At 60.3% G+C, this 20,247-nt stretch carries 21 protein-coding genes; 14 read left to right on the forward strand and 7 right to left on the reverse strand.

The window, feature by feature from the left end:
• Positions 1-22: 22 nt before the first annotated feature.
• Both CRO46_RS05925 and CRO46_RS05930 read right to left on the reverse strand, forming a co-directional pair.
• Positions 23-967, reverse strand: a complete 945-nt coding sequence (locus CRO46_RS05925) for a tetratricopeptide repeat protein (RefSeq protein ID WP_244577775.1) — start codon at positions 965-967, stop codon at positions 23-25.
• A 70-nt stretch (positions 968-1,037) separates the two neighbouring features.
• Positions 1,038-1,691, reverse strand: coding sequence for a thiamine phosphate synthase (locus CRO46_RS05930; RefSeq protein ID WP_097105909.1), 654 nt, complete (start codon positions 1,689-1,691; stop codon positions 1,038-1,040).
• Between the two features lie 95 nt (positions 1,692-1,786).
• Here CRO46_RS05930 and CRO46_RS05935 point away from each other — a divergent pair, with 95 nt between their 5' ends.
• From CRO46_RS05935 to CRO46_RS05945, 3 genes are all read left to right on the forward strand, one after another.
• Positions 1,787-2,563 carry a sulfite exporter TauE/SafE family protein gene (locus CRO46_RS05935; RefSeq protein WP_097105910.1) on the forward strand — a complete coding sequence of 259 codons (777 nt, stop codon included), beginning with the start codon at positions 1,787-1,789 and terminating at the stop codon, positions 2,561-2,563.
• A gap of 68 nt (positions 2,564-2,631) precedes the next feature.
• Positions 2,632-4,284: an acyl-CoA synthetase gene (locus tag CRO46_RS05940; RefSeq protein ID WP_179758966.1), complete on the forward strand. Its 1,653-nt coding sequence runs from the start codon at positions 2,632-2,634 to the stop codon at positions 4,282-4,284.
• Between the two features lie 157 nt (positions 4,285-4,441).
• On the forward strand, positions 4,442-4,699 hold the full coding sequence (locus CRO46_RS05945; RefSeq protein WP_097105914.1) for an ArsR/SmtB family transcription factor: 258 nt from the start codon (positions 4,442-4,444) through the stop codon (positions 4,697-4,699).
• Positions 4,700-4,873: 174 nt separating this feature from the next.
• Here CRO46_RS05945 and CRO46_RS05950 read toward each other — a convergent pair whose 3' ends face one another.
• Positions 4,874-5,050 (reverse strand): YdcH family protein, encoded by a 177-nt coding sequence (locus tag CRO46_RS05950; RefSeq protein ID WP_097105916.1) that lies wholly within the window; start codon positions 5,048-5,050, stop codon positions 4,874-4,876.
• A gap of 211 nt (positions 5,051-5,261) precedes the next feature.
• On the opposite strand from CRO46_RS05950, the gene CRO46_RS05955 reads away from it, so the two are divergent.
• The 6 genes from CRO46_RS05955 (at position 5,262) to CRO46_RS05980 (ending at position 9,146) form a co-directional block, all read left to right on the forward strand.
• Positions 5,262-5,465 (forward strand): YdcH family protein, encoded by a 204-nt coding sequence (locus CRO46_RS05955; protein WP_097105917.1) that lies wholly within the window; start codon positions 5,262-5,264, stop codon positions 5,463-5,465.
• Positions 5,466-5,479: 14 nt separating this feature from the next.
• The gene (purE, locus tag CRO46_RS05960) at positions 5,480-5,980 is read left to right on the forward strand and encodes a 5-(carboxyamino)imidazole ribonucleotide mutase (RefSeq protein ID WP_097105919.1); all 501 of its coding nucleotides are present in this window, start codon (positions 5,480-5,482) and stop codon (positions 5,978-5,980) included.
• On the forward strand, positions 5,977-7,074 hold the full coding sequence (locus CRO46_RS05965) for a 5-(carboxyamino)imidazole ribonucleotide synthase (protein ID WP_097105921.1): 1,098 nt from the start codon (positions 5,977-5,979) through the stop codon (positions 7,072-7,074). Before purE ends, CRO46_RS05965 begins: the two co-directional genes overlap by 4 nt.
• Positions 7,075-7,223: 149 nt before the next feature.
• Positions 7,224-7,349: a type B 50S ribosomal protein L36 gene (gene ykgO, locus CRO46_RS05970; RefSeq protein WP_003497670.1), complete on the forward strand. Its 126-nt coding sequence runs from the start codon at positions 7,224-7,226 to the stop codon at positions 7,347-7,349.
• 70 nt (positions 7,350-7,419) lie between these two features.
• Positions 7,420-8,025, forward strand: a complete 606-nt coding sequence (locus CRO46_RS05975) for a tetratricopeptide repeat protein (RefSeq protein WP_097105923.1) — start codon at positions 7,420-7,422, stop codon at positions 8,023-8,025.
• A 107-nt stretch (positions 8,026-8,132) separates the two neighbouring features.
• Positions 8,133-9,146, forward strand: a complete 1,014-nt coding sequence (locus CRO46_RS05980; RefSeq protein ID WP_097106546.1) for an alpha/beta fold hydrolase — start codon at positions 8,133-8,135, stop codon at positions 9,144-9,146.
• A 16-nt stretch (positions 9,147-9,162) separates the two neighbouring features.
• On the opposite strand, the gene pyk is transcribed toward CRO46_RS05980, so the two are convergent.
• Positions 9,163-10,602, reverse strand: coding sequence for a pyruvate kinase (pyk, locus tag CRO46_RS05985; protein ID WP_097105924.1), 1,440 nt, complete (start codon positions 10,600-10,602; stop codon positions 9,163-9,165).
• Positions 10,602-11,012: a DUF1036 domain-containing protein gene (locus CRO46_RS05990; protein ID WP_244577811.1), complete on the reverse strand. Its 411-nt coding sequence runs from the start codon at positions 11,010-11,012 to the stop codon at positions 10,602-10,604. Before CRO46_RS05990 ends, pyk begins: the two co-directional genes overlap by 1 nt.
• Positions 11,013-11,295: 283 nt before the next feature.
• Here CRO46_RS05990 and CRO46_RS05995 point away from each other — a divergent pair, with 283 nt between their 5' ends.
• Positions 11,296-12,078, forward strand: a complete 783-nt coding sequence (locus CRO46_RS05995; protein ID WP_097105926.1) for an N-formylglutamate amidohydrolase — start codon at positions 11,296-11,298, stop codon at positions 12,076-12,078.
• 121 nt (positions 12,079-12,199) lie between these two features.
• Entirely contained in the window at positions 12,200-12,466 is a 267-nt protein-coding gene (locus tag CRO46_RS06000; RefSeq protein ID WP_097105928.1) for a DUF2312 domain-containing protein, read from the forward strand.
• A gap of 145 nt (positions 12,467-12,611) precedes the next feature.
• On the opposite strand, the gene CRO46_RS06005 is transcribed toward CRO46_RS06000, so the two are convergent.
• Both CRO46_RS06005 and CRO46_RS06010 read right to left on the reverse strand, forming a co-directional pair.
• Positions 12,612-14,372 carry a peptidoglycan L,D-endopeptidase MepK gene (locus CRO46_RS06005; RefSeq protein WP_097106550.1) on the reverse strand — a complete coding sequence of 587 codons (1,761 nt, stop codon included), beginning with the start codon at positions 14,370-14,372 and terminating at the stop codon, positions 12,612-12,614.
• 255 nt (positions 14,373-14,627) lie between these two features.
• Positions 14,628-16,166: a sigma-54-dependent transcriptional regulator gene (locus CRO46_RS06010; protein WP_244577776.1), complete on the reverse strand. Its 1,539-nt coding sequence runs from the start codon at positions 16,164-16,166 to the stop codon at positions 14,628-14,630.
• A 183-nt stretch (positions 16,167-16,349) separates the two neighbouring features.
• Between CRO46_RS06010 and CRO46_RS06015 the strand changes: the two genes are divergently transcribed.
• From CRO46_RS06015 to omp10, 3 genes are all read left to right on the forward strand, one after another.
• Positions 16,350-18,197 carry a M3 family oligoendopeptidase gene (locus CRO46_RS06015; protein ID WP_097105931.1) on the forward strand — a complete coding sequence of 616 codons (1,848 nt, stop codon included), beginning with the start codon at positions 16,350-16,352 and terminating at the stop codon, positions 18,195-18,197.
• A gap of 89 nt (positions 18,198-18,286) precedes the next feature.
• Entirely contained in the window at positions 18,287-19,738 is a 1,452-nt protein-coding gene (locus CRO46_RS06020) for a homospermidine synthase (protein ID WP_097105932.1), read from the forward strand.
• Positions 19,739-19,873: 135 nt separating this feature from the next.
• Positions 19,874-20,239, forward strand: coding sequence for an outer membrane lipoprotein Omp10 (gene omp10, locus CRO46_RS06025; RefSeq protein WP_097105934.1), 366 nt, complete (start codon positions 19,874-19,876; stop codon positions 20,237-20,239).
• Positions 20,240-20,247: the final 8 nt, after the last annotated feature.

Genomic DNA, 20,247 nt, shown 5'->3' on the forward strand with positions numbered 1-20,247 from the left:
CCAGCCGCCTCAATGCGCCGAATCATTGCTTTGCAAACCTGTTTGCGGCCTCGAGCGCCTGCTTTTGCTCGTCTTCAGTCAGACCCTGGTAGAAATCGTCAAGCGCCCGGTCATCATACCCGGCCCGGCGGGACAGAACGTACCACTTGCCCGCCTCGACCGGATCACCGCTCGTACCAATCGCGTTGATGTGCAGCACAGCCATCCGGTTCTGCGCAACTACATTGCCCCTAGTCGCGGCAACCTCCATCCAGCGAAACCCGGCTTCATAATCCTTCGGGCCGCCGATGCCGTCGATCAACCAGATGGCATAGTCGAGCTGCGCGGTGTCGTACCCCGCCCGCGCCGCCTTCTCCATCAGCTCCCGTGCCCGGGCCCGCTTCGCGTCCGAGACCCCGTCCGTGTTGGCGTAGATCTGGGCCAGCGCATACTGCGCATCCGCGACGCCCTGCTCAGCAGCTTTTTCGAAATAAGGCAGCGCTTCGAAAATCCCGGCATCACCAGGCTTTTGCGAGACCAGGAACTGGGCGTGATTGAACTGCGCAAACGCGTTGCCCGCATCCGCGGCCTTCTTCATCAGTTCCCCGGCCTTCTCCTGGTCGGCTTCGACATGTTTCCCTTCAAGAAGCATCAGCCCGTATTTGAACTGCGCCGAAGCGTCTCCGCCTTCCGCCGCTTGCTTGTACCAGAAGGCTGCACTGTCCATGTCCCGTGCCACCCCGAGGCCATTGGCAAAGAGCTCCGCCACCAAGGTCTGTGCGGCAGGATCGCCCAGCTGTGCGCGTGGCACCGCCAGATCCATTGCCGTGAGGTAATACCCGCGTTGAAACGCGCCGAAGGCCCTCAAGGTAGCGTCATTGGCTGCGTCAGCATCCGCTGCTTCAACGGTCGTTCCGGTTTCGCTCTTTGCGCTTTGCGCCAGGACAGCTTCTCCCGGCAATGCAAGGAGCAGTATCAGGGACAACAATCGGGATGATCGAAAAATCAAGGGAACCATGCTCCAGCGCATCAATATGTCGGACTCGGATCTCGACCGATTATTGTCCTAACCGTGGCGCTTTTTCGTCGAGCACGGCATTGATTTCCGCAACAATTCGCGCTGCGTCCGCCGGATCTGCGAAAACGGCTTTGGAAAACGCGATGAATTCTGCCCGCGTCTCGGCCATTTCTTCGACAAATGCCGTGCTTGTACCGCCCATCAGCACACAGGGTATCTCGATCATGTCGGCCCACCATTCCGCCAGCGCCACATTCTTGGCGTGCGGCTCCGGTTTGATGTCGCCATCGATCGAGCCGAAGATCACGTAATCCGGCTGGGCTTCACCGATCGACAGCGCCGCATGACGTTCACGCGCATTGCCGCCCCCGACAATCAGGCCGGGAGCGTATTTGCCGATCGCTTCAGCCATCGCCGCGGGGCCAACCTCGAGATGCAGACCATCAGCCCGCGCCCGTCCGGCAACCCTCGAATCCCCCGCCACCAGAGCCGCAGCGCCAGCATGCTGGACCACCGGGACCAGCGCCTCGCAACGCTTCTGAAAGCTTTTGTCGTCTAGGCCGTGCTGGGGAATGATGACAGATGCCACATCGCCGCCGCGAAGCGCGTCTCCCACCACCGCGGCAAGGTGGCTCGCGTCTGAAACATCGGGTGTCACGAGGACAAGACGGCAACGGTCGATCGGATCAGTCATCGGAAGATTTCCTGTCAGGGCCAGCGCTGAAAGCCGATATGGCCAATTCGCTGCAAACGGGATAGACCGGCGCGGCACAAGGATCAACAGCCGCGATGATGACAGACCCTATCTTCTATGCCGCCGCCATCCCGGCTGTCATCATGGTTGGCCTCTCCAAGGGAGGCTTCGGCGGTGCCATGGCGTTGATGGGTGTGCCATTGATGGCACTGACCATATCTCCGGTTCAGGCCGCGGCAATTCTGCTGCCGATTCTCATCGTCATGGACATTGTCAGCCTCTGGACCTGGCGCAGCCATTCAGACACTCGCACCTTGACCGTCATGGTACCGGGCGCCCTGATCGGCATCGCCATCGGCTGGGCGACAGCCGCATGGGTGACTGCCCCGATGATCCGGCTCGTCGTCGGTGCCGTCGCGCTCTGGTTCGTCTGGCGCTATGTGGTGCAACGCCTCGCCGATGCCCGCAATGGCGGCGAGCGGCAACCGCATGGCCACAACACCACCAGAGGCATGTTCTGGGGCACCCTTGCCGGCTTCACCAGCTTCGTCTCTCACGCCGGTGGGCCGCCCTACCAGATCTATGCTCTGCCACTGCGCCAGGATCCCAAAACCTACACCGGAACCAGCGTCCGCTTCTTCGCCATCATCAATGCGATCAAGCTGGTGCCCTATTTTGCACTTGGCCAGTTCGACGCGACCAATCTGTCCACCTCGTTGGCTCTTGCGCCGCTGGCGCCGGTCGCGACCCTCGCCGGGGCCTACATTGTCCGGCGCATGAAACCCGATGTCTTCTACCCGTTCATGTATTTCATGGTGTTGCTGGCGGCGTTGAAGCTGATCTGGGATGGGGCTGTTCACCTAATGGCGTGATGACAAGTTCGCATTCAGGTGGTTTGATGCCGGATAGTATGTGAGACATCCTGCATGGGAATTCGACCTTGAGCGCCAACCCCTACGAAACCGACCTCGACCCTAACCCTGCCAATTATCAGCCGCTGACACCTCTTGCTCATCTCGAGCGCGCAGCCCTGATCCATCCCGATCATGTGGCCATTATTCATGGCGCCATGCGGATGAGCTATGGCCGGTTTCTCGAGCGCTCGAAGCAACTGGCCAATGCCTTGTCGAATCAAGGCCTCGCCAAGGGAGACACCGTCTCGGTCATGTTGTCGAACACCCCGGCGATGCTCGAAGCCCATCATGGGGTGCCTATGATTGGCGCGGTCCTGCATTCGATCAACACCAGGCTTGATGCCCCGGCCATCGCCTTCCAGCTGGATCACGCCGACTGCAAGCTGCTGATTGTCGACCGCGAGTTTTCGGCGGTTATCGCCGAAGCGTTGAGCCTTGCAAGGGTCGCGCCGGTGGTGATCGATTATGACGACACCGAGTATCCCGACGACGCGCCGTTCCCCAAGGGCGACCGCATCGGCGAGCATGACTACGAAGAGTTCGTTCAGTCGGGCTCCCCGGATTTCACGCGAAGCCTGCCGGATGACGAGTGGGAGGCAGTGTCGCTGAATTACACCTCCGGCACCACAGGAAATCCCAAGGGTGTGGTCTATCATCATCGCGGTGCAGCGCTGATGGGCTATTCCAATGTGATTGCGTCGGGTATGGGCCGTCATCCGGTCTACCTGTGGACACTGCCGATGTTCCACTGCAACGGCTGGTGTTTCCCCTGGACCCTCGGAGTGGTGGGAGGCACCCATGTCTGTCTGCGATGGGTCCGCGCCAAGGCGATGTATGACGCCATAGCCGATCACGGCGTGACCCATTTGTGCGGCGCGCCGATTGTCATGTCGACACTTCTCAACGCGCCCGACGACGAAAAACGCGAGTTCTCCCAGACCGTCAGCTTCAACACTGCGGCCGCCCCCCCGCCGGAAGCGGTTCTCGCGGGCATGGCCGATGCGGGCTTCGAGGTGGTGCATCTTTACGGCCTGACCGAGACCTACGGTCCCGCCGTTGTCAACGAGTGGAAAAGGGAATGGTCGGACCTTGATCCCGGCGCCCGCACAACCAAGAAGGCGCGTCAGGGCGTGCGCTACCCGGCACTGGAAAACCTGGCCGTTATGAACCCCGAAACGATGGAGAAGGTGCCGGCCGATGGCGAAACGATCGGCGAAGTCATGTTCCGCGGCAACATTGTCATGAAGGGCTATCTGAAGAACCCTGCCGCCAGTCGCGAAGCCTTCCGCGGCGGCTGGTTCCACTCCGGCGACCTCGGCGTTATGCATCCCGACGGCTACCTGCAGCTCAAGGACCGGTCCAAGGACATCATCATTTCGGGTGGCGAAAACATCTCGTCGATCGAGGTCGAGGATGTTCTTTACAAGCATCCCGGCATTGTGGCTGCTGCCGTGGTGGCAAAGCCGGACGACAAATGGGGTGAAACCCCTTGCGCTTTCGTCGAACTCAGGCCCGGTTACGACCTGAGTGAAGACGAGGTGATCGAGCATTGCCGTACGTTGCTGGCACGCTACAAATGTCCCCGCACGGTGATTTTCCACGACATTCCCAAGACATCGACCGGCAAGATCCAGAAATTCCTGCTCCGCGATCAGGCAAAGACCCTTAAATCATCCTGACAGGCATTGCACACATATGGCGCTCAGGACCCGAGGAAGAGTACTGAATATTCCTCACCCGGACTCAGCAACAGGTGCAGGAGAGCAGTAGCAACCTGGCGGTCGCAGTACAGACAAAAGACTTGCCGCTCTGAAACATTTTAACTAGCTTTCCAGCATGACCATGGATGCTTTTCAGGCCATTGCCGATCCCAACAGACGCTACCTTCTCGAAGAGTTGCGCCGCCAGCCTCGAACGGTCAACGAATTGGCGGAAGGCCTGCCGATCAGCAGGCCCGCGGTTTCGCAGCATCTCAAGGCGCTGCTGGAAAGCAGGCTCGTCAGCGTTGAGACCCAGGGAACCCGGCGGATCTACACGGTTCGGACCGATGGTTTCACGCATCTCAATCTTTGGGTCGACCAGTTCTGGTCCTGATCATCGTGGTGATGCGGCGATGGCGTCTGAAAAACGCCTGAAAACCGTCGCGCGTCCGCTCCTGTACCTTTTGCCCTTTGCATCTGCCCCCTGTTCCCGTAGCCAGGCCGTGCCGAACGAAAAAGGCGCGGGAAAGGTTCCCGCGCCTGTCATCCTCGTGTCACGCAATTCCGGTTAGTGTTGGGTCTCGGCTCTCAGGCGATTGATCTCATCCTTGAGCCGGAGCTTGCGTCGTTTGATATCCACAATCATCTCGTCATGAGCAGAGGGTTGGGATTGCACCGTGCGGAGTTCGGCCTCCAGTTCGCCATGCTTTTTCTCAAGTGTGGCAAGGTGAGCATCAATCGACATAAGCGACTCCTTTGTTGGAATGCGCCGGCGCCGGAACGCCGGTGCAAATCGTTAGTGGACGCTAATGAGTGTGCCACGGCTTTTCCGATTTGTCGAAGATCATTTCTTCAACAGGGATAACTTCCCGTTACACCTGTTTTTATGCTACGAGCCCGCCCAGACACCTGGTCGGGCGAGGCGCCGGCCGGGTGCATTTAACGGGGATAACTGCATGTCCAATCAGGAACAGGCGGAGCTTCGCATGCTGGTGGCGCGTCTACGCCATGAGCACGAAGACTTCGACGCCGCCATCAATGCAATGATTCAAGTTGGCTGCGACCAACTGCGCATCCAGCGGATGAAAAAGAAGAAACTGGCGATCAAGGACAAGATCATCGAGATCGAAGACCAGATTATACCGGACATCATTGCCTGATCAGGGAGCGACCCATGAGCCACTCCGAATCACCGAAGGTCGCGGTTATCATGGGCAGCCAGTCTGATTGGCCAACCATGAAGCATGCGTCCGAGATCCTGTCCGAGCTGGGGATTGCGCACAATTCGCTCATCGTCTCGGCCCACCGGACTCCAGACCGTCTGGTTTCCTTTTCCAAATCGGCCCGCTCCAAAGGCTACAAGATCATCATCGCAGGCGCCGGCGGCGCAGCCCACCTGCCAGGCATGACCGCCGCCTTCACCCCCTTGCCGGTGTTTGGGGTCCCCATTGAATCCAAGGCGCTTTCGGGGCAGGACAGCCTACTTTCGATCGTACAGATGCCGGGCGGCATTCCGGTCGGAACCCTCGCCATCGGAAAGCCCGGCGCCATCAACGCAGCCCTTCTTGCGGCCAGCGTGCTGGCGCTCACAGACGATGCCCTGGCCGAGCGCCTCGATGCCTGGCGCCAGGCCCGCACCGACGCGGTCGCAGAGCAGCCGGTGGACCAGCCATGAACACCGAAGCGCTGGCACCTGGATCCTTCATCGGCATCATCGGCGGCGGTCAACTGGGACGCATGCTCGCCATGGCCGCCGCCCGGCTCGGATACAGAACCATCATTCTGGAACCGGACAGCAATGCCCCGGCAGCCCAGGTCGCCAACACCCAGATCGTTGCCGACTATGATGACCCGGCCGCGCTGCAGCAATTGGCAGATCTCTGTGACGTCGTCACCTACGAGTTCGAGAATGTTCCGGTGAAGGCCGTTCAGTGGCTCGAATCCCGTCTTCCCGTCAGGCCCGGCTCGAAGGCGCTGGAAGTCGCCCAGGACCGCCTGATGGAAAAGGCCATGGCGCGCGAGCTCGGTGCAGAAACCGCGCTGTTTTCTGCCGTCGCAAGGCGGCCCGATCTCGACGCGGCGATCAGGACCACCGGCCTGCCGGCAGTGCTCAAGACCACTCGCCTCGGCTATGACGGCAAGGGGCAGGCAAAGCTGGTCCGGCCCGAAGATGCCGACACGGCTTATGCCGCCATGCAGGGCAAGATGGCGATACTGGAATCCTTTGTCCATTTCGAGTGCGAGGTTTCGGTGATCGCAGCGCGTGGCCTGTCGGGTGAAGTGCGCGCTTTTGAGGTTTCGGAAAATGTCCACCGCAACCACATCCTGCACACCTCCACAGTCCCCTCGGGCCTAGGGCCCGAGGCGCAGTCAAAAGCCTTGGAAATTGCGTCCGCCATCGCGGCACACCTCGATTATGTCGGTGTGTTCGCGGTCGAGTTCTTTGCCGTCCGTGATGGAGATCAGCACCGGCTGCTGGTCAACGAGATTGCGCCGCGGGTTCACAATTCCGGCCACTGGACCGAGGCTGCCTGCGCCATATCTCAATTCGAGCAGCATATACGCGCCATTTCCGGGCTTCCGCTGGGCAACACTGAGCGGCATTCCGATTGCGTCATGGAGAATCTCATCGGCTCGGAAGCTGACAAGGTCGCCGATCTTGCCGCCGAACCAAATGCGGTTGTGCACCTTTACGGCAAGGCAGAAGCCCGGCCCGGACGCAAAATGGGCCACATCACCCGGATAAGCGCTCGTTCACAGCTGCCCTGAGCAGGAATGAGACGGGAAAAAGCGGTCCCGGAGTTGACAGCAAATGCCCGAAACGGTACATGCCGTGCCAACCGATGAGCGCGCCCCATGGCTGGCGCGCTTTTGACTGAATAGGCGGCTTCGTCGCCCGAAACTCGCGGATCAGAACAATGAAGATCAAGAATTCGCTTAAGGCGCTCAAAGCTCGTCACCGTGACAACCGTCTGGTTCGTCGCAAGGGCCGGGTTTACATCATCAACAAGCAGAACCCACGCTTCAAGGCTCGTCAGGGCTGAAGCCGAAGGCCGCCTGGCCTTCAACGAAATTTGCATTTGATATTTGGCGCAGGCGGACTAGTTTTCCGTTATGCGCCATTTTTCGTATTTCAAATTACTTCCCGGCCTTGTTGCAGCGTTCATCTGCGGCAGCGCCGCGGCGGCCCCGGCTGTTGCCGAGACCTCGCCTGCAAGCCCGGCCGCCTCCACCCAATCAACCAACACTCTTGATTCCTTGTTCGCCGACCTCAAGCGGGAACGCGATGAGAAGCAGGCCAGGCGAATCAGCGAACGCATCTGGGCCAAGTGGCGCGATTCCGGCAGCGCCACAGCGAACCTGCTGATGCAGTGGGCCGACAAGGCCGTTTCCGAGAAGAACAACGGACTGGCGCTCGATCTGCTGGATCAGGTCGTGGTGCTGATGCCCGATTATGCAGAAGGTTGGAATCGCAGGGCGACGCTGAATTACGCCATGGGCAGGCACGCCAAATCCATGTCTGACATCAGCCGTGTCCTGGCGCTCGAACCGCGCCATTTCGGGGCGATCTCGGGCATGGCCGCGATCCTTGCAGCATCCGGTAACGACGAACTGGAAATGCGGGCCTGGGAACAGGTGCTCGAGATCTACCCCGCCAACCGGCAGGCCCAGACGAGGCTTGGGGAACTGGCAGACAAACTGGCCGGCCGCAGAATCTGAAACTTTCCCGGACCATCTCCGTATAGAAGATGGCAGGCTGGCCCTGCTACCTGGCAACCCGTTGGCAATCAGTCCTCATGCTCGCTCAAAGACCGGTCCTTACTGTCATGCTTTATCTGATCATCATCCTTGTTCTGGTGCTTGGAGGCCTGGCCATTTGGACCAGCCTGAAAACCCGCGAGATCGAAGCTCGCTTCCCGCCGAGCGGAGAGATGATTGATGTCGGCGGCTACAAGCTTCATGCCGTGCACGTTCCGCGCCCGGCCGATGCCGATCTGCCGGCACTCGTGTTCATCCACGGCGCCAGTGGCAATCTGCTCGATCAATCTGTCCCGTTCCGCCCCAAGTTCCAAGGCCGTGCCGAAATGCTGTTCATCGACCGGCCCGGTCACGGCTGGTCGGAGCGCGGCGGTCAGGCCAATGCAACACCCGACGGGCAGGCCGATGCGATTGCCGCGGCGATGAAGGCCAAGGGTATCTCCAGTGCCATCATCATCGGCCATTCCTTCGGCGGCGCGATCGCTGCCAGTTTCGCGCTCGCTCACCCAGAAATGACATCCGGTCTGGTTTTCCTCGCTCCCGCCACCCACTCCTGGCCCGGTGGTATAGCCTGGTACTACAGCCTGACCCGGATGCCGGTAATCGGCTCGCTGTTTGCCAACACACTTGCCCTGCCTGCCGGTCTGACCCGGCTCGAAAGCGGATCGGCCTGCGTCTTTGCACCCAATCCAAAGCCCGAAGACTACCTTACGTCCACGGCGCCTGCACTGGTGCTCAGGCCCGGCGCGTTCCGCAACAACGCCATCGACGTTGCGAATCTCAAGCCCTATGTGAGCCGCGTCGCATCACGTTATCCGGAGATCAAGGCCCCGACAGTGATTGTCACCGGCGACAGTGATTCGGTGGTTCTCGCCCACATCCATTCGGAAGGATTGGCCCGCGACATCGATGGTGCGGAACTGCTCTGGATCCGCAATCTCGGCCACAAGCCCGACCATGTGACAACAGATCTGGCCGTCCGCGCCATTGAGAAAGTTGCCGGCTTCGAAATTGATCTGAAATCCGCGTCAGATATGGCGGAAGCTTCCCTGGCAGACGACAACGCCGTCTGCCAAGGCTAACACGCAGAGCATAAGGTCAGATGCCCGTCATACCGTCGGAACCGATATAGGCAATCCGCAACATGTTGGTCGAGCCGGGTGTACCCAGCGGAACCCCTGCTGAAATGATGATGCGGTCGCCCGGCTTGCCAAATTCCTCGCGGAACGCAATCCGGCAGGCGCGATCGACCATGTCGTCAAGATCGGTCGCGTCCTGGGTGACAACGCAGTGCAACCCCCAGACCACCGACAGCCGTCGCGCTGTCTGGATCACCGGTGAGAGGGCAATCACCGGCACCTGCGGCCGCTCGCGCGCGGCCCTGAGGCCGGTGTTGCCCGACGAGGTGTAACAGACGATCGCCGACAGGTTGAGCGTCTCGGCAATCTGGCGCGCAGCCAGCGAGATCGCGTCTGCGCCGGTGGCATCGGGTTGGGGACGCTGGGAATAGATGATGCCGGGATAATTCGGGTCCCGCTCCACCTTGCGCGCAATTGCCGCCATCGTTTCAACCGCTTCCACCGGGTAATTTCCGGCTGCTGACTCCGCTGACAACATCACGGCATCCGCACCTTCAAACACGGCCGTGGCTACGTCAGAGACCTCCGCACGGGTCGGAACCGGTGCGGAAATCATCGATTCCAGCATCTGGGTTGCGACGACCACCGGCTTGCCGGCCCTGCGGCAGGCGCGTGTCAGCTGCTTCTGTATGCCGGGTACCGATTCGATCGGCATCTCGACACCGAGGTCACCACGCGCAACCATCAGCGCATCCGACAATTCGATGATTTCGTCGATGCACTCGAGCGCCTGCGGCTTTTCGATTTTCGACATCAGACCAACGCGGCCACGGGCAATCTTGCGCACTTCGGCAAGGTCCTCGGGCCGCTGGATGAATGACAGCGCCACCCAGTCGACATCATTGACGGCGAGAACCGCCTCGAGGTCGCTGCGGTCTTTCTCGGTCAGCGCGCTGACGCCGAGCGTGGTGTCGGGAAGACTGACGCCCTTGCGGTCGGAAATCTTGGTCCCGCTGACAACGGTGCATTCGATCGAGGTCTTGTTGGACTTGACCGCAAGCAGGTTCAGCCGGCCGTCATCGATCAGCAACCGGTGCCCGGGCTGCACCGCCTCGAGAATTTCGGGGTGCGGCAAGTATACCCGTGTCGCGTCACCCGGGGTATCCTGGTCATCGAGCGTAAAGGTCTGCCCCGCCTTGAGCGTGACCGATCCTTCCGCAAACTTGCCAACACGCAGTTTGGGCCCCTGGAGGTCTGCGAGAACGCCGATCGGCCGCCCGCATCTCTTCTCCACCGCCCGGATCCGTCCAACCAGCGTACGCATCAGCTCATGGCTCGAGTGGCTCATGTTGATACGGAACAGATCGGCGCCCGCTTCATGCAGTTTCTGGATCATCGCTTCCTCCGACGACGCCGGTCCGAGTGTTGCGAGGATTTTTACATTGCGTTGCCGCTTCATCAATTCTGGCTTTCTGGCGTTTCCGGGGCATCCGATAACTGGACCATCCAGCTGCCTTGTCTCCCGGTATCGTATTCCTTGAACCCCACGCGCTGGAAACCGCGAGCAAAACAGTCGTCAACCCCGACAACGCGAAATTCATTGTCGGCGACACACATGTTGATGTTGCCAGCCCAGCGGCCACCGCCACCGGCATCCTCAGCGTAAAGGTAATAATATCGGGAGCCGAGCTGTCCCTCGATCAGCGTGGCGCAGGAATTTGCCGGAATCTGCCACCAGCCTTCCGTCACCCAGCCTTCCGCCGTCCGGTATCCGATAGCGCCGCCGACAAGTGACTGCGTCCCGTTGCAGACCCTAAAATCCGCTTTCGCATCCGGGGCCGAGACAAGTATCAACGCCCCGGTGGCCAGGGCGGTGAACGTGACAGATCTAACGATGGCAAAACAGGAATTTGGCAACTTGCGAAACAACAATTTCGGTCAGTCTCCGCTTTCAATTTGTGCTTTGCTTTTTGCGCCGGGGGGCCATGAAAGTCAACGAAAGACACCGGTCCAAAGGCAAGCTTTAACGAGGCAACGCCATTGAAAGCCCTCATCTGTGACGAACAGCCCGATTCGAATGGTTGCTCATAAAGCGCGCCTATGCAATTGATCCGGGTCCAAGAACGATCTTCCAATCGGCACCAGAACTCGCATGTCCGGCTTTCAGCCCTTCGAAATCATCCCCGGCGATCCGAGCCAGTCCCTGGTCATCCTTGGCGATCACGCCATGAACCGGCTTCCATCTGAATATGGTGATCTGGGTCTGCCGGCTTCTGCCTTCACCCGTCACATCGCCTATGACATTGGTGTCGAGGATGTGACCCGCAAGCTGTCCGCGCGCCTGGGCGTCCCGGCGGTGATGGGATGCTTCTCGCGTCTGCTGATCGACCCCAACCGTGGCGAAGACGATCCGACCCTGATCATGAAGCTTTCGGACGGAATGGTGATCCCCGCCAATCACCCTCTCACGGAGGAGGAGCGCGAGCGCCGGCTCAAACTCTTCCACAGGCCCTACCATGATGCCGTCGCCTCGACCATCGCAGAGACCTGGCGCAAATCCGGCAAGCCTCCGCTGGTCATTTCGCTGCATTCCTTCACCCACGCCTGGAAAGGTGTCGCCAGGCCGTGGCATGCAGGAGTCCTTTGGGACACCGACCCCAGGGCGGTCCAGCCCCTGCTCAAGGCATTGGGCGCGGATCCGGCCCTGGTTGTGGGCGACAACGAACCCTATGACGGTGCGCTACGGGGCGACACCATGCACCGGCATTGCTCGACGACGGGCCTTGCCCATGCCTTGCTTGAGATCCGCCAGGACCTGATTGCGGACGCCGCCGGCGTCGATGACTGGGTCAACCGGCTCGCACCGATCCTTGCCACGATGGCTGCTCAACCGGAACTGCACGAAGTCGAGCTCCACGGCTCCCGTGTGATCTGACCGCGGTCGACAGCCGGGATTAATCCCCACCCATCGCGCTTATGCCCTTGACCCGAAGCCTGGCTTTGGGCACTTGGAGCCTCACGCATTTTACCCCCAATGTCCTTGTAGGAGAGACCTCATGTCTGATTCCGGTGCAGTTGCCCGCGACCAGCTTCGTTCGATTGTCGAACGCATTGAACGGCTGGAAGAAGAAAAGAAAACCATCGCTGACGACATTAAGGATGTCTACGGCGAAGCAAAATCCAACGGCTACGACGTCAAGGTGCTTCGCAAGATCATTGCCATCCGCAAGCAGGACCAGAACGACCGTCTCGAGCAGGAGGCCATTCTCGACACCTACCTTCATGCCCTCGGCATGGCGCCGGAACCCGAAGACGCAAGCTGAGCGCCGCAACCGGGCTGCCTGTCCAAAAGCAAGACTGGCGCCTCCAGCGAAAATCAAAATGCCGCGCGTCTATCCGACGCGCGGCATTTTCATGACATTTTGAGCGGCATTTCCGGGAGATCTGTTCAGATCAGCACCGGCAGTTTCAGTTACCAAAGCGCGCGACGTTTATGAAATTCACTGCCGACCCGGTGAACTGGTTGTGCGGCAGGTCGCCACCGGGCACAAACGCATTGGCATAGACCGTTTTTGGAGCTTCGCGCAGTTGCGCACCGACGAATTTCCGCGCCTGTCCCGGATGGGTCGCCATTGTCTTCACCCTGTTCTGGGCCAGGGCCCATTTCGAGATGATCGTTTCCGTCAGCTTAGGTTCCGTACGGGTTGAACTGGGCTGAGCCTGCTCTGCTGCCGAAGACTTCGTCGGCCGGTCGCCCTTGCGTGACGCCGAACTGCTCATCGAAAAGGCCGGAACACGCCCACCACGCTGTGGTGCCCCCAGCGAGGCCAGCTCCACCTTCTCCTGCGCGGGGAGTGTCGGCGCCTTGTCGCTGGCCCTGTCACCCGGCCTGCGGATCGGCAACGGGACAAAGTCCTCGGCCGTTGGCAAGTTTACGGAATTGCCGTCTGGCAGCGGTGTCTGTGCGGCCAGGCTCGACGCGGCCTCGGCAGCGCGATCGACCAGTGCGGCAGCAATCTGCAGATCTTGTTCGGGCTGCTCCGCAGCATCCACCTGCATGCGTGCCTTTATCAGATTGGGAACCGGCAATGCGGCCACTTCCACGGCAGCGGCTTCCGTCTCGGCGGGCTGCTCCATAGACCGCTCGGCAAGCAATTGCGGGATTGGCGCACGAATGTTCTCAAGGCTGATCCCTGCAGAGGCCGGCTCCACGACCTCGGCATTGGCAGCGGCGGCAAAGGCGTCAATTTCACCTTGCGCCGGCAGAACCTGCTCGGGCGGCGCAAGCGCTGCCACAACAATGGGTTGCTGTGGTTCGATCACGGGCCGGGCGACTGGAAGCGGCGGTTGCGCTGGCAAGGCAAAAGCTGGTGCAGCAGGCTCTGCCGGCGCGTCGAGCACACCAGGCAAGGCGGCGATTTCAGTCTGCGGGGGTGCGGCCTTGGGTACTGGAGCAGCGGCGATTGCAACTGATTCTTCATCCTCGTCCCCGCCACCGAACAGCGCGGCCAGCAATCCGCCGGAACGTTTCGAGCTCGAGCTGGAACCACCGCCGCTGGAGACAATAGCTCCGCCGCGCTTCTTATATTCCGCCATTGCGGTGTTGTAGCCGGGCAAGGGCTTCCCGTCCGGCGGCAGATGCAGGGTCTTGCCATCGGGAAACAGGCTCACCAGCTCCTGCCGGCTCATGCGTGGCCAGGCACGCACACCGGCCACATCAAGATGTACGAAAGGGGATCCGGATTTCGGATAGTAGCCGACCCCGCCACCCTGCAGCTTCATGGCGACGGCGCGAAGCTTGCTGAGTTTCACGCCCGGAATGTAGAAATCCATCGCCTTGCCGAGCGTGTGCTGGCTTTTCTTGGCCTGGCCACCACGGGTGCGGCGCAGCATATCGTTGGTGGCCGGCGATCTGTAGGCCGAGACGACGTTGATATAGTCCCGCGCCCCGACCTGCCTGTAGACTTCCCACACCAGATCGAACAGCCTCGGGTCCATCTTGGTCGGCTCGTTGCGGCGCCAGTCGCGAAGGAAACGGTTGAGCTTGTTCAGGCCCGACTGGTCATAACGACCGTTGCGCTTGAAGACGATCTCGGCTTTTTCCTTGGTGTGGATGTAGTAGAGCTTGAGAGAGCGCGTCTCTGCAACCGCTTCAGCTGCTGTCAGCAGCCCGGCGGATGCGGTGATGATCGCCAGCAAGAAAATCCGGACCACGGCCAAACGTGACATGTGCCAGAAACGCACACCAGTGTTTCGGGTGACCTGTGCAAATGCCAGTGCTGAAACTGTGTTCAAAGTCGCCAATGCTGTCCCCGGACGCCGGAAAACCGTTGTTGAACACCATTTGGTGCTCAAATGCGGTGACACAATGGCAACCGGTGCCATGTATCGCCGCAGGGACACTTATAGTGAATCTTCCCTTAACAGGGAATGAAGCAGATCAGGCAAGAAACAATATTTTCTCTCACTGGGTGAATCGTGATCTCATGCTGCTTCACGTTCCGGATCGTCGGGATTGATCGCATAGTCCTTGAGCTTGCGGTAAAGCGTAGACCGCCCAATCCCGAGTCTCCGGGCCACTTCGCTCATCTGCCCGCGATAGAATGACAGGGCAAAACGGATCAACTCTTCCTCCACTTCGGCGAGGCGTCGCACCTCGCCCTCGGCCGTGATCGCGTTAACCGCAGGCAGGTTGTTTTCGACCGGATAACCAGGCTGCTCCGCAGGAAATCCGGCAGCATGGTGCGGCGGGGCAGCCTCCGGGCCGGGGCTAAGGTCGAGCGCGGTATCTGTCAGCTCCGCACCGGACCCTGCCGTGTCCACCTGTTCGGCCGCCTCAAGACGGTAACCGGGAATCTGCGCTGCGATCTGAGGAAACAGGTCGCTGGTCAGCTTGTCGCCATCGCACAGCACGATGGCCCGATGGATTGCGTTTTCCAGCTCCCTGATGTTGCCGGGCCAGTCATGGGCCGTCAGCAATGCCATCGCGTCCGGTGCAATGCTGCGCACACGCTTGCCTCCGATCACGCTGGCATAGCGCTCGGTGAAATGGCGCACGAGTTGAGGGATATCCTCCTTGCGCTTGCGCAGCGCGGGGACATGGATCGGAAAGACGTTGAGCCTGTAATAAAGATCTTCGCGGAACCGGCCTGCCTTGACCTCTTGGATCAGGTCCTTGTTGGTGGCCGAGATCAGCCGGATGTCCACCTTTTTGGGCATCCGCGATCCTACGGTTTCGATCTCGCCCAGCTGGACCGCCCGCAACAGCTTGACCTGTATTTCAAGAGGCAGTTCGCCAACCTCGTCAAGAAACAGCGTGCCGCCATCGGCTTCGGTGAACTTGCCGGCATGGCGTTCGCTCGCGCCGGTGAACGCTCCCTTTTCGTGGCCGAACAGAATGCTCTCGACCAGGTTCTCCGGGATCGCCCCGCAATTGACCGTAACGAAGGGCTTGTTGCGGCGCGCGCTTTGGGCCTGGATTGCGTGCGCAACCATCTCCTTGCCAACCCCGGACTCGCCTTCGAGAACCACCGGAATTGTAGAGGCGGCGGCGCGCTTGCCGAGCGAAATTACCCGTTCCATGGAAGGGCTGGCGGCGACGATGCCGCTAAAGCCGGCATGCCGGGTTACGGGGATGGGAGATGATTTGGCGCGGGCGGCCTTGAGCGCGTTGCCAAGCGCCGTGGTCAGCCGTTCCGGCGACACCGGTTTGACGACGAAGTCAAAAGCTCCGGCACGCATCGCCTGAACCACTGTCTCGATCCCCCCCTGTCCGGTCTGGACGATGACGGGAACCGAGCTTCCGGCTGCCGATAGCCGCTCAAGCACTTCCAGTCCGCCCATTTCCGGCATCATCAGGTCAAGCACCACCGCACTGATATCGTGATCCGGCTCGATCAATCGGGCAAGGGCTGAGCGTCCCTCGGTCAGCATTTCAGTTTCGTAACCGGCCTTTTCGGTCGCCGCTTTGAGCAGGCGGCGTTGAACAGGGTCGTCATCGACAATCAAAATTCGTTTGGACACGGATCTTGTTCCCTCGTTTCCGGTGGTGCGGAGAAGACTTTTTGTCATTGCCGGAGACTGCCAGCAAAGGCTGAAAATCGGATTGCGGGAAATGATTGCATTTTAATCGTAGCTGCCAGTAAAACGGGCTGTCGCTTCGCCTGCCTTGCCAAGGCCGTTCCGTTTTTGAAAGTGAGTGCCCCGATGCCGAAATCAATTCTGGACCACGCAGCTGTTTGCGCACCTGCAACCGCCCCGGGGCCCGACAAGAATCTCGGGACGCTGCCAGGCTGGAACCTCGATGACCTTTATCCCGGCAGGGATTCTGCCGAATTCAATGCTGATCTCGCCGCTGCGCGGGCTGGCGCACAGGAGTTCGAAACACGCTGGAAAGGCCGGCTTGCCGAAGCGGCCAAAAGCAGCGGCGACGACGGCCTCGGTGCTGCTGTCGAAGCCTATGAAAAACTTGAGGAACTGCTCGGCCGCATTATCTCCTATGCAGGCCTTTCCTACTTCACCAATACGACCGATCCCGCCATTGCCAAGTTCTACGGCGACGTCCAGAGCGAGATGACCGACACCAGCGCGCATTTGCTGTTTTTCGCCCTCGAACTCAATCGCATTGACGATGCGGTGATCGAAGACAGCTTGGAACGCGATCCGCGCGCGGCGCGTTACACTCCCTGGATCCACGACCTCAGGCTCGACCGGCCGTTTCAGCTCGAGGACCGGATCGAACAGCTTTTCCACGAGAAATCGATGACCGGCCACGCTGCGTGGAACCGGCTCTTCGACGAGACCATGAGCAGCCTCGAATTCGATGTCGAAGGCGAGACACTCTCGCTCGAAGTGACACTGTCGATGCTGCAGGATGCCGACCGGGCAAAGCGCAAGAAGGCCGGCCAGGCACTGGCTGCGACCTTCAAGGACAATCTGCGCATCTTCACACTGATCACCAACACGCTTGCCAAGGACAAGGAAATCTCCGATCGCTGGCGCGGGTTCGAGGATATCGCCGACAGCCGTCACCTGGCCAACCGGGTCGAGCGGCCCGTCGTCGACGCTTTGGCCCAGGCGGTGCGCGAAGCCTGTCCGCGGCTTTCGCATCGCTACTACGCCATGAAGGCCCGCTGGCTGGGTCTGGAGAAGCTCGAGTTCTGGGACCGCAACGCCCCCCTGCCCGAAACCCCGCGTGAGACCATCGCCTGGGACGAAGCCAAGAACACCGTCCTGTCAGCCTATCACGGCTTTGCTCCGGAAATGGCCGATATCGCCCGGCGTTTCTTCGACCGCAGCTGGATCGATGCACCGAGCCGTCCAGGCAAGATTTCCGGCGCCTTTGCCCATCCGACGGTCCCGTCGGCTCACCCCTATGTCCTGGTCAACTATCTCGGCAAGCCGCGCGATGTGATGACCCTGGCGCACGAGCTGGGGCACGGCGTGCACCAGGTGCTGGCGGGCGCGCAAGGCACGCTGATGTCGTCGACACCGCTGACCCTGGCCGAGACTGCCTCGGTGTTTGGCGAAATGCTGACTTTCCGCGCCCTGCTCGAGCGAACCACCGACCGTCGCGAGCGCAAGGCCATGCTGGCCCAGAAGGTCGAGGACATGATCAACACGGTTGTCCGCCAGATTGCATTTTACGAGTTTGAACGCCGTGTGCACACCGCGCGCCGGGAAGGCGAACTGACATCCGAACGGCTCGGCACGCTCTGGCTCGAGGTACAATCGGAAAGCCTGGGGCCCGCGGTCGAGCTGTCAGAAGGCTACGAAACCTTCTGGGCTTACATTCCGCACTTCATCCACTCGCCGTTCTATGTCTATGCCTATGCCTTCGGCGATTGCCTCGTGAATTCGCTCTATTCCGTTTACGAGAACACACCCGAAGGCTTCCGCGACCGCTACTTCGACATGCTCAAGGCCGGCGGCACCAAGCACCATTCGGAACTGCTTGCCCCTTTCGGCCTTGACGCCTCGGATCCGGGATTCTGGAACCAGGGCCTGTCAATGATCGAAGGGTTGATTGACGAACTGGAGGCCATGGAGAGCTGAGCGTCTGATTTCGCTTTATTGTAACAATGAAGTATGGTTTAGCGCCGCTACGCCGCAGACGGCTGCAGCGCCTTTACGGAGCGAAAGACATGACACAGCAGGATTATCCAGTCTATGGCGACATCACCGGCCCGATCGTCATGATCGGTTTTGGTTCGATCGGCCGCGGCACGTTGCCGCTGATCGAGCGGCACTTCAAGTTCGACAAGAGCCGGATGGTCGTCATCGATCCGCGCGATGATGCTGCGGACATGGAAATCCTCGCCCAGCACGGCATCCGCCACATCAAGGCGCATGTCACAAAGGAAAACTACAAGGAGTTGCTCAAGCCGCTTCTGTCGGAAGGCGAAGGACAGGGTTTTTGCGTCAACCTCTCTGTTGATACAGGCTCGGTCGATCTGATCAAGCTTTGCCGCAAGCTCGACGTGCTCTACATCGACACCGTGATCGAGCCTTGGCTCGGTTTCTATTTCGACAAGGACATGAAGAATTCCGAGCGCACCAACTACGCGCTGCGCGAGACTCTCCGCCTTGAGAAAAGGAAGAACCCAGGCGGCACCACCGCGGTCTCCACCTGCGGCGCCAATCCCGGCATGGTGTCCTGGTTCGTCAAGCAGGCGCTGGTCAACCTCGCCAACGACCTTGGCATCAGGTTCGAAGAGCCGGACCAGCACGACCGCGAGGCCTGGGCGAAGCTGATGAAGAAGGTCGGCGTCAAGGGCATTCACATCGCCGAGCGAGACACCCAGTTGACCAAAAACCCCAAGCCGCTCAACGTGTTCTGGAACACCTGGTCTGTCGAAGGTTTCATCGCCGAAGGCCTGCAGCCAGCCGAACTCGGATGGGGCACCCACGAAAACTGGATGCCGAAAAACGCCAGGAAGCACAAGAAGGGCTGCAAGGCGGCGATCTATCTCGAGCAACCTGGTGCCAATACGCGCGTGCGCACCTGGTGCCCGACACCGGGTCCTCAATACGGGTTTCTCGTCACCCACAACGAGTCGATTTCGATAGCCGACTATTACACCGTCAAGGACAAGAAGGGCGATGTCCGCTACCGCCCGACCTGCCATTACGCCTATCACCCGGCCAACGACGCAGTCCTGTCGCTGCACGAGATGTTCGGCAATGGTGGCAACGCGCAACCTGTCCAGCATGTGCTCGACGAAAACGAGCTGGTCGAGGGACTCGACGAACTCGGCGTGCTGCTCTACGGCCACGACAAGAACGCCTACTGGTACGGCTCGCGTCTTTCGCTGGAGGAAACCCGCCGCCTCGCGCCCTATCAGAACGCCACCGGCATGCAGGTGACCTCAGCAGTTCTGGCCGGCATGGTCTGGGCACTGGAGAACCCGAAGGCTGGCATCGTCGAAGCAGACGAGGTCGACTACAAGCGCTGCCTCGAGGTGCAGTCACCTTACCTTGGTCCGGTGGAAGGCCACTACACCGACTGGACACCGCTGACCGGACGTCCGGGCCTGTTTCCCGAGGATATCGACGAAAGCGACCCCTGGCAGTTCCGCAACGTTCTTGTGCGCTAGGTTTACAACACTTGCACCAAACCCGACCGGCGTCCGCGCCGGCCGGGATGCAGCTGCCTTGCTTTCGCCGCGCTGGCACTGCATTGTTTCACTATCAGAATCCTATCGACGTCGGCTCAAGGGGACCACCGCGCCATGAACCTCCACCGCATCATCGCCATTGGCGCATTCGCCAGCCTGCTGGCTGCCTGCCAGTCGGCAACCTACTCCCCACGCCCGATCGCCGTGCCACAGCCGCAGGGCATCGAAGGCCAGTGGACCGATCCCAACGGCATCATTTCAAGCTTTGCAAACGGGCGTTTTGAAACACGCACCACGGACACCAATTCATTGCTGGCCGAAGGCACCTATACCCAGGTCTCGCCTCAAGTCGTCGAAATCGAGCTGACCTCGTTGCTGCGGCAGACACAGTCACGGGTCAATTGCGCGCTTGTCACCCAGTCCCAGCTCAACTGCACCTCTTCGAGCGGGTCGCAGTTCACCCTGGTACGCCGCATCTAAGCAAGCAC

Origin of the sequence: Parahoeflea halophila (assembly GCF_900220985.1) — a bacterium.
GTDB classification, from domain to species: domain Bacteria; phylum Pseudomonadota; class Alphaproteobacteria; order Rhizobiales; family Rhizobiaceae; genus Hoeflea; species Hoeflea halophila.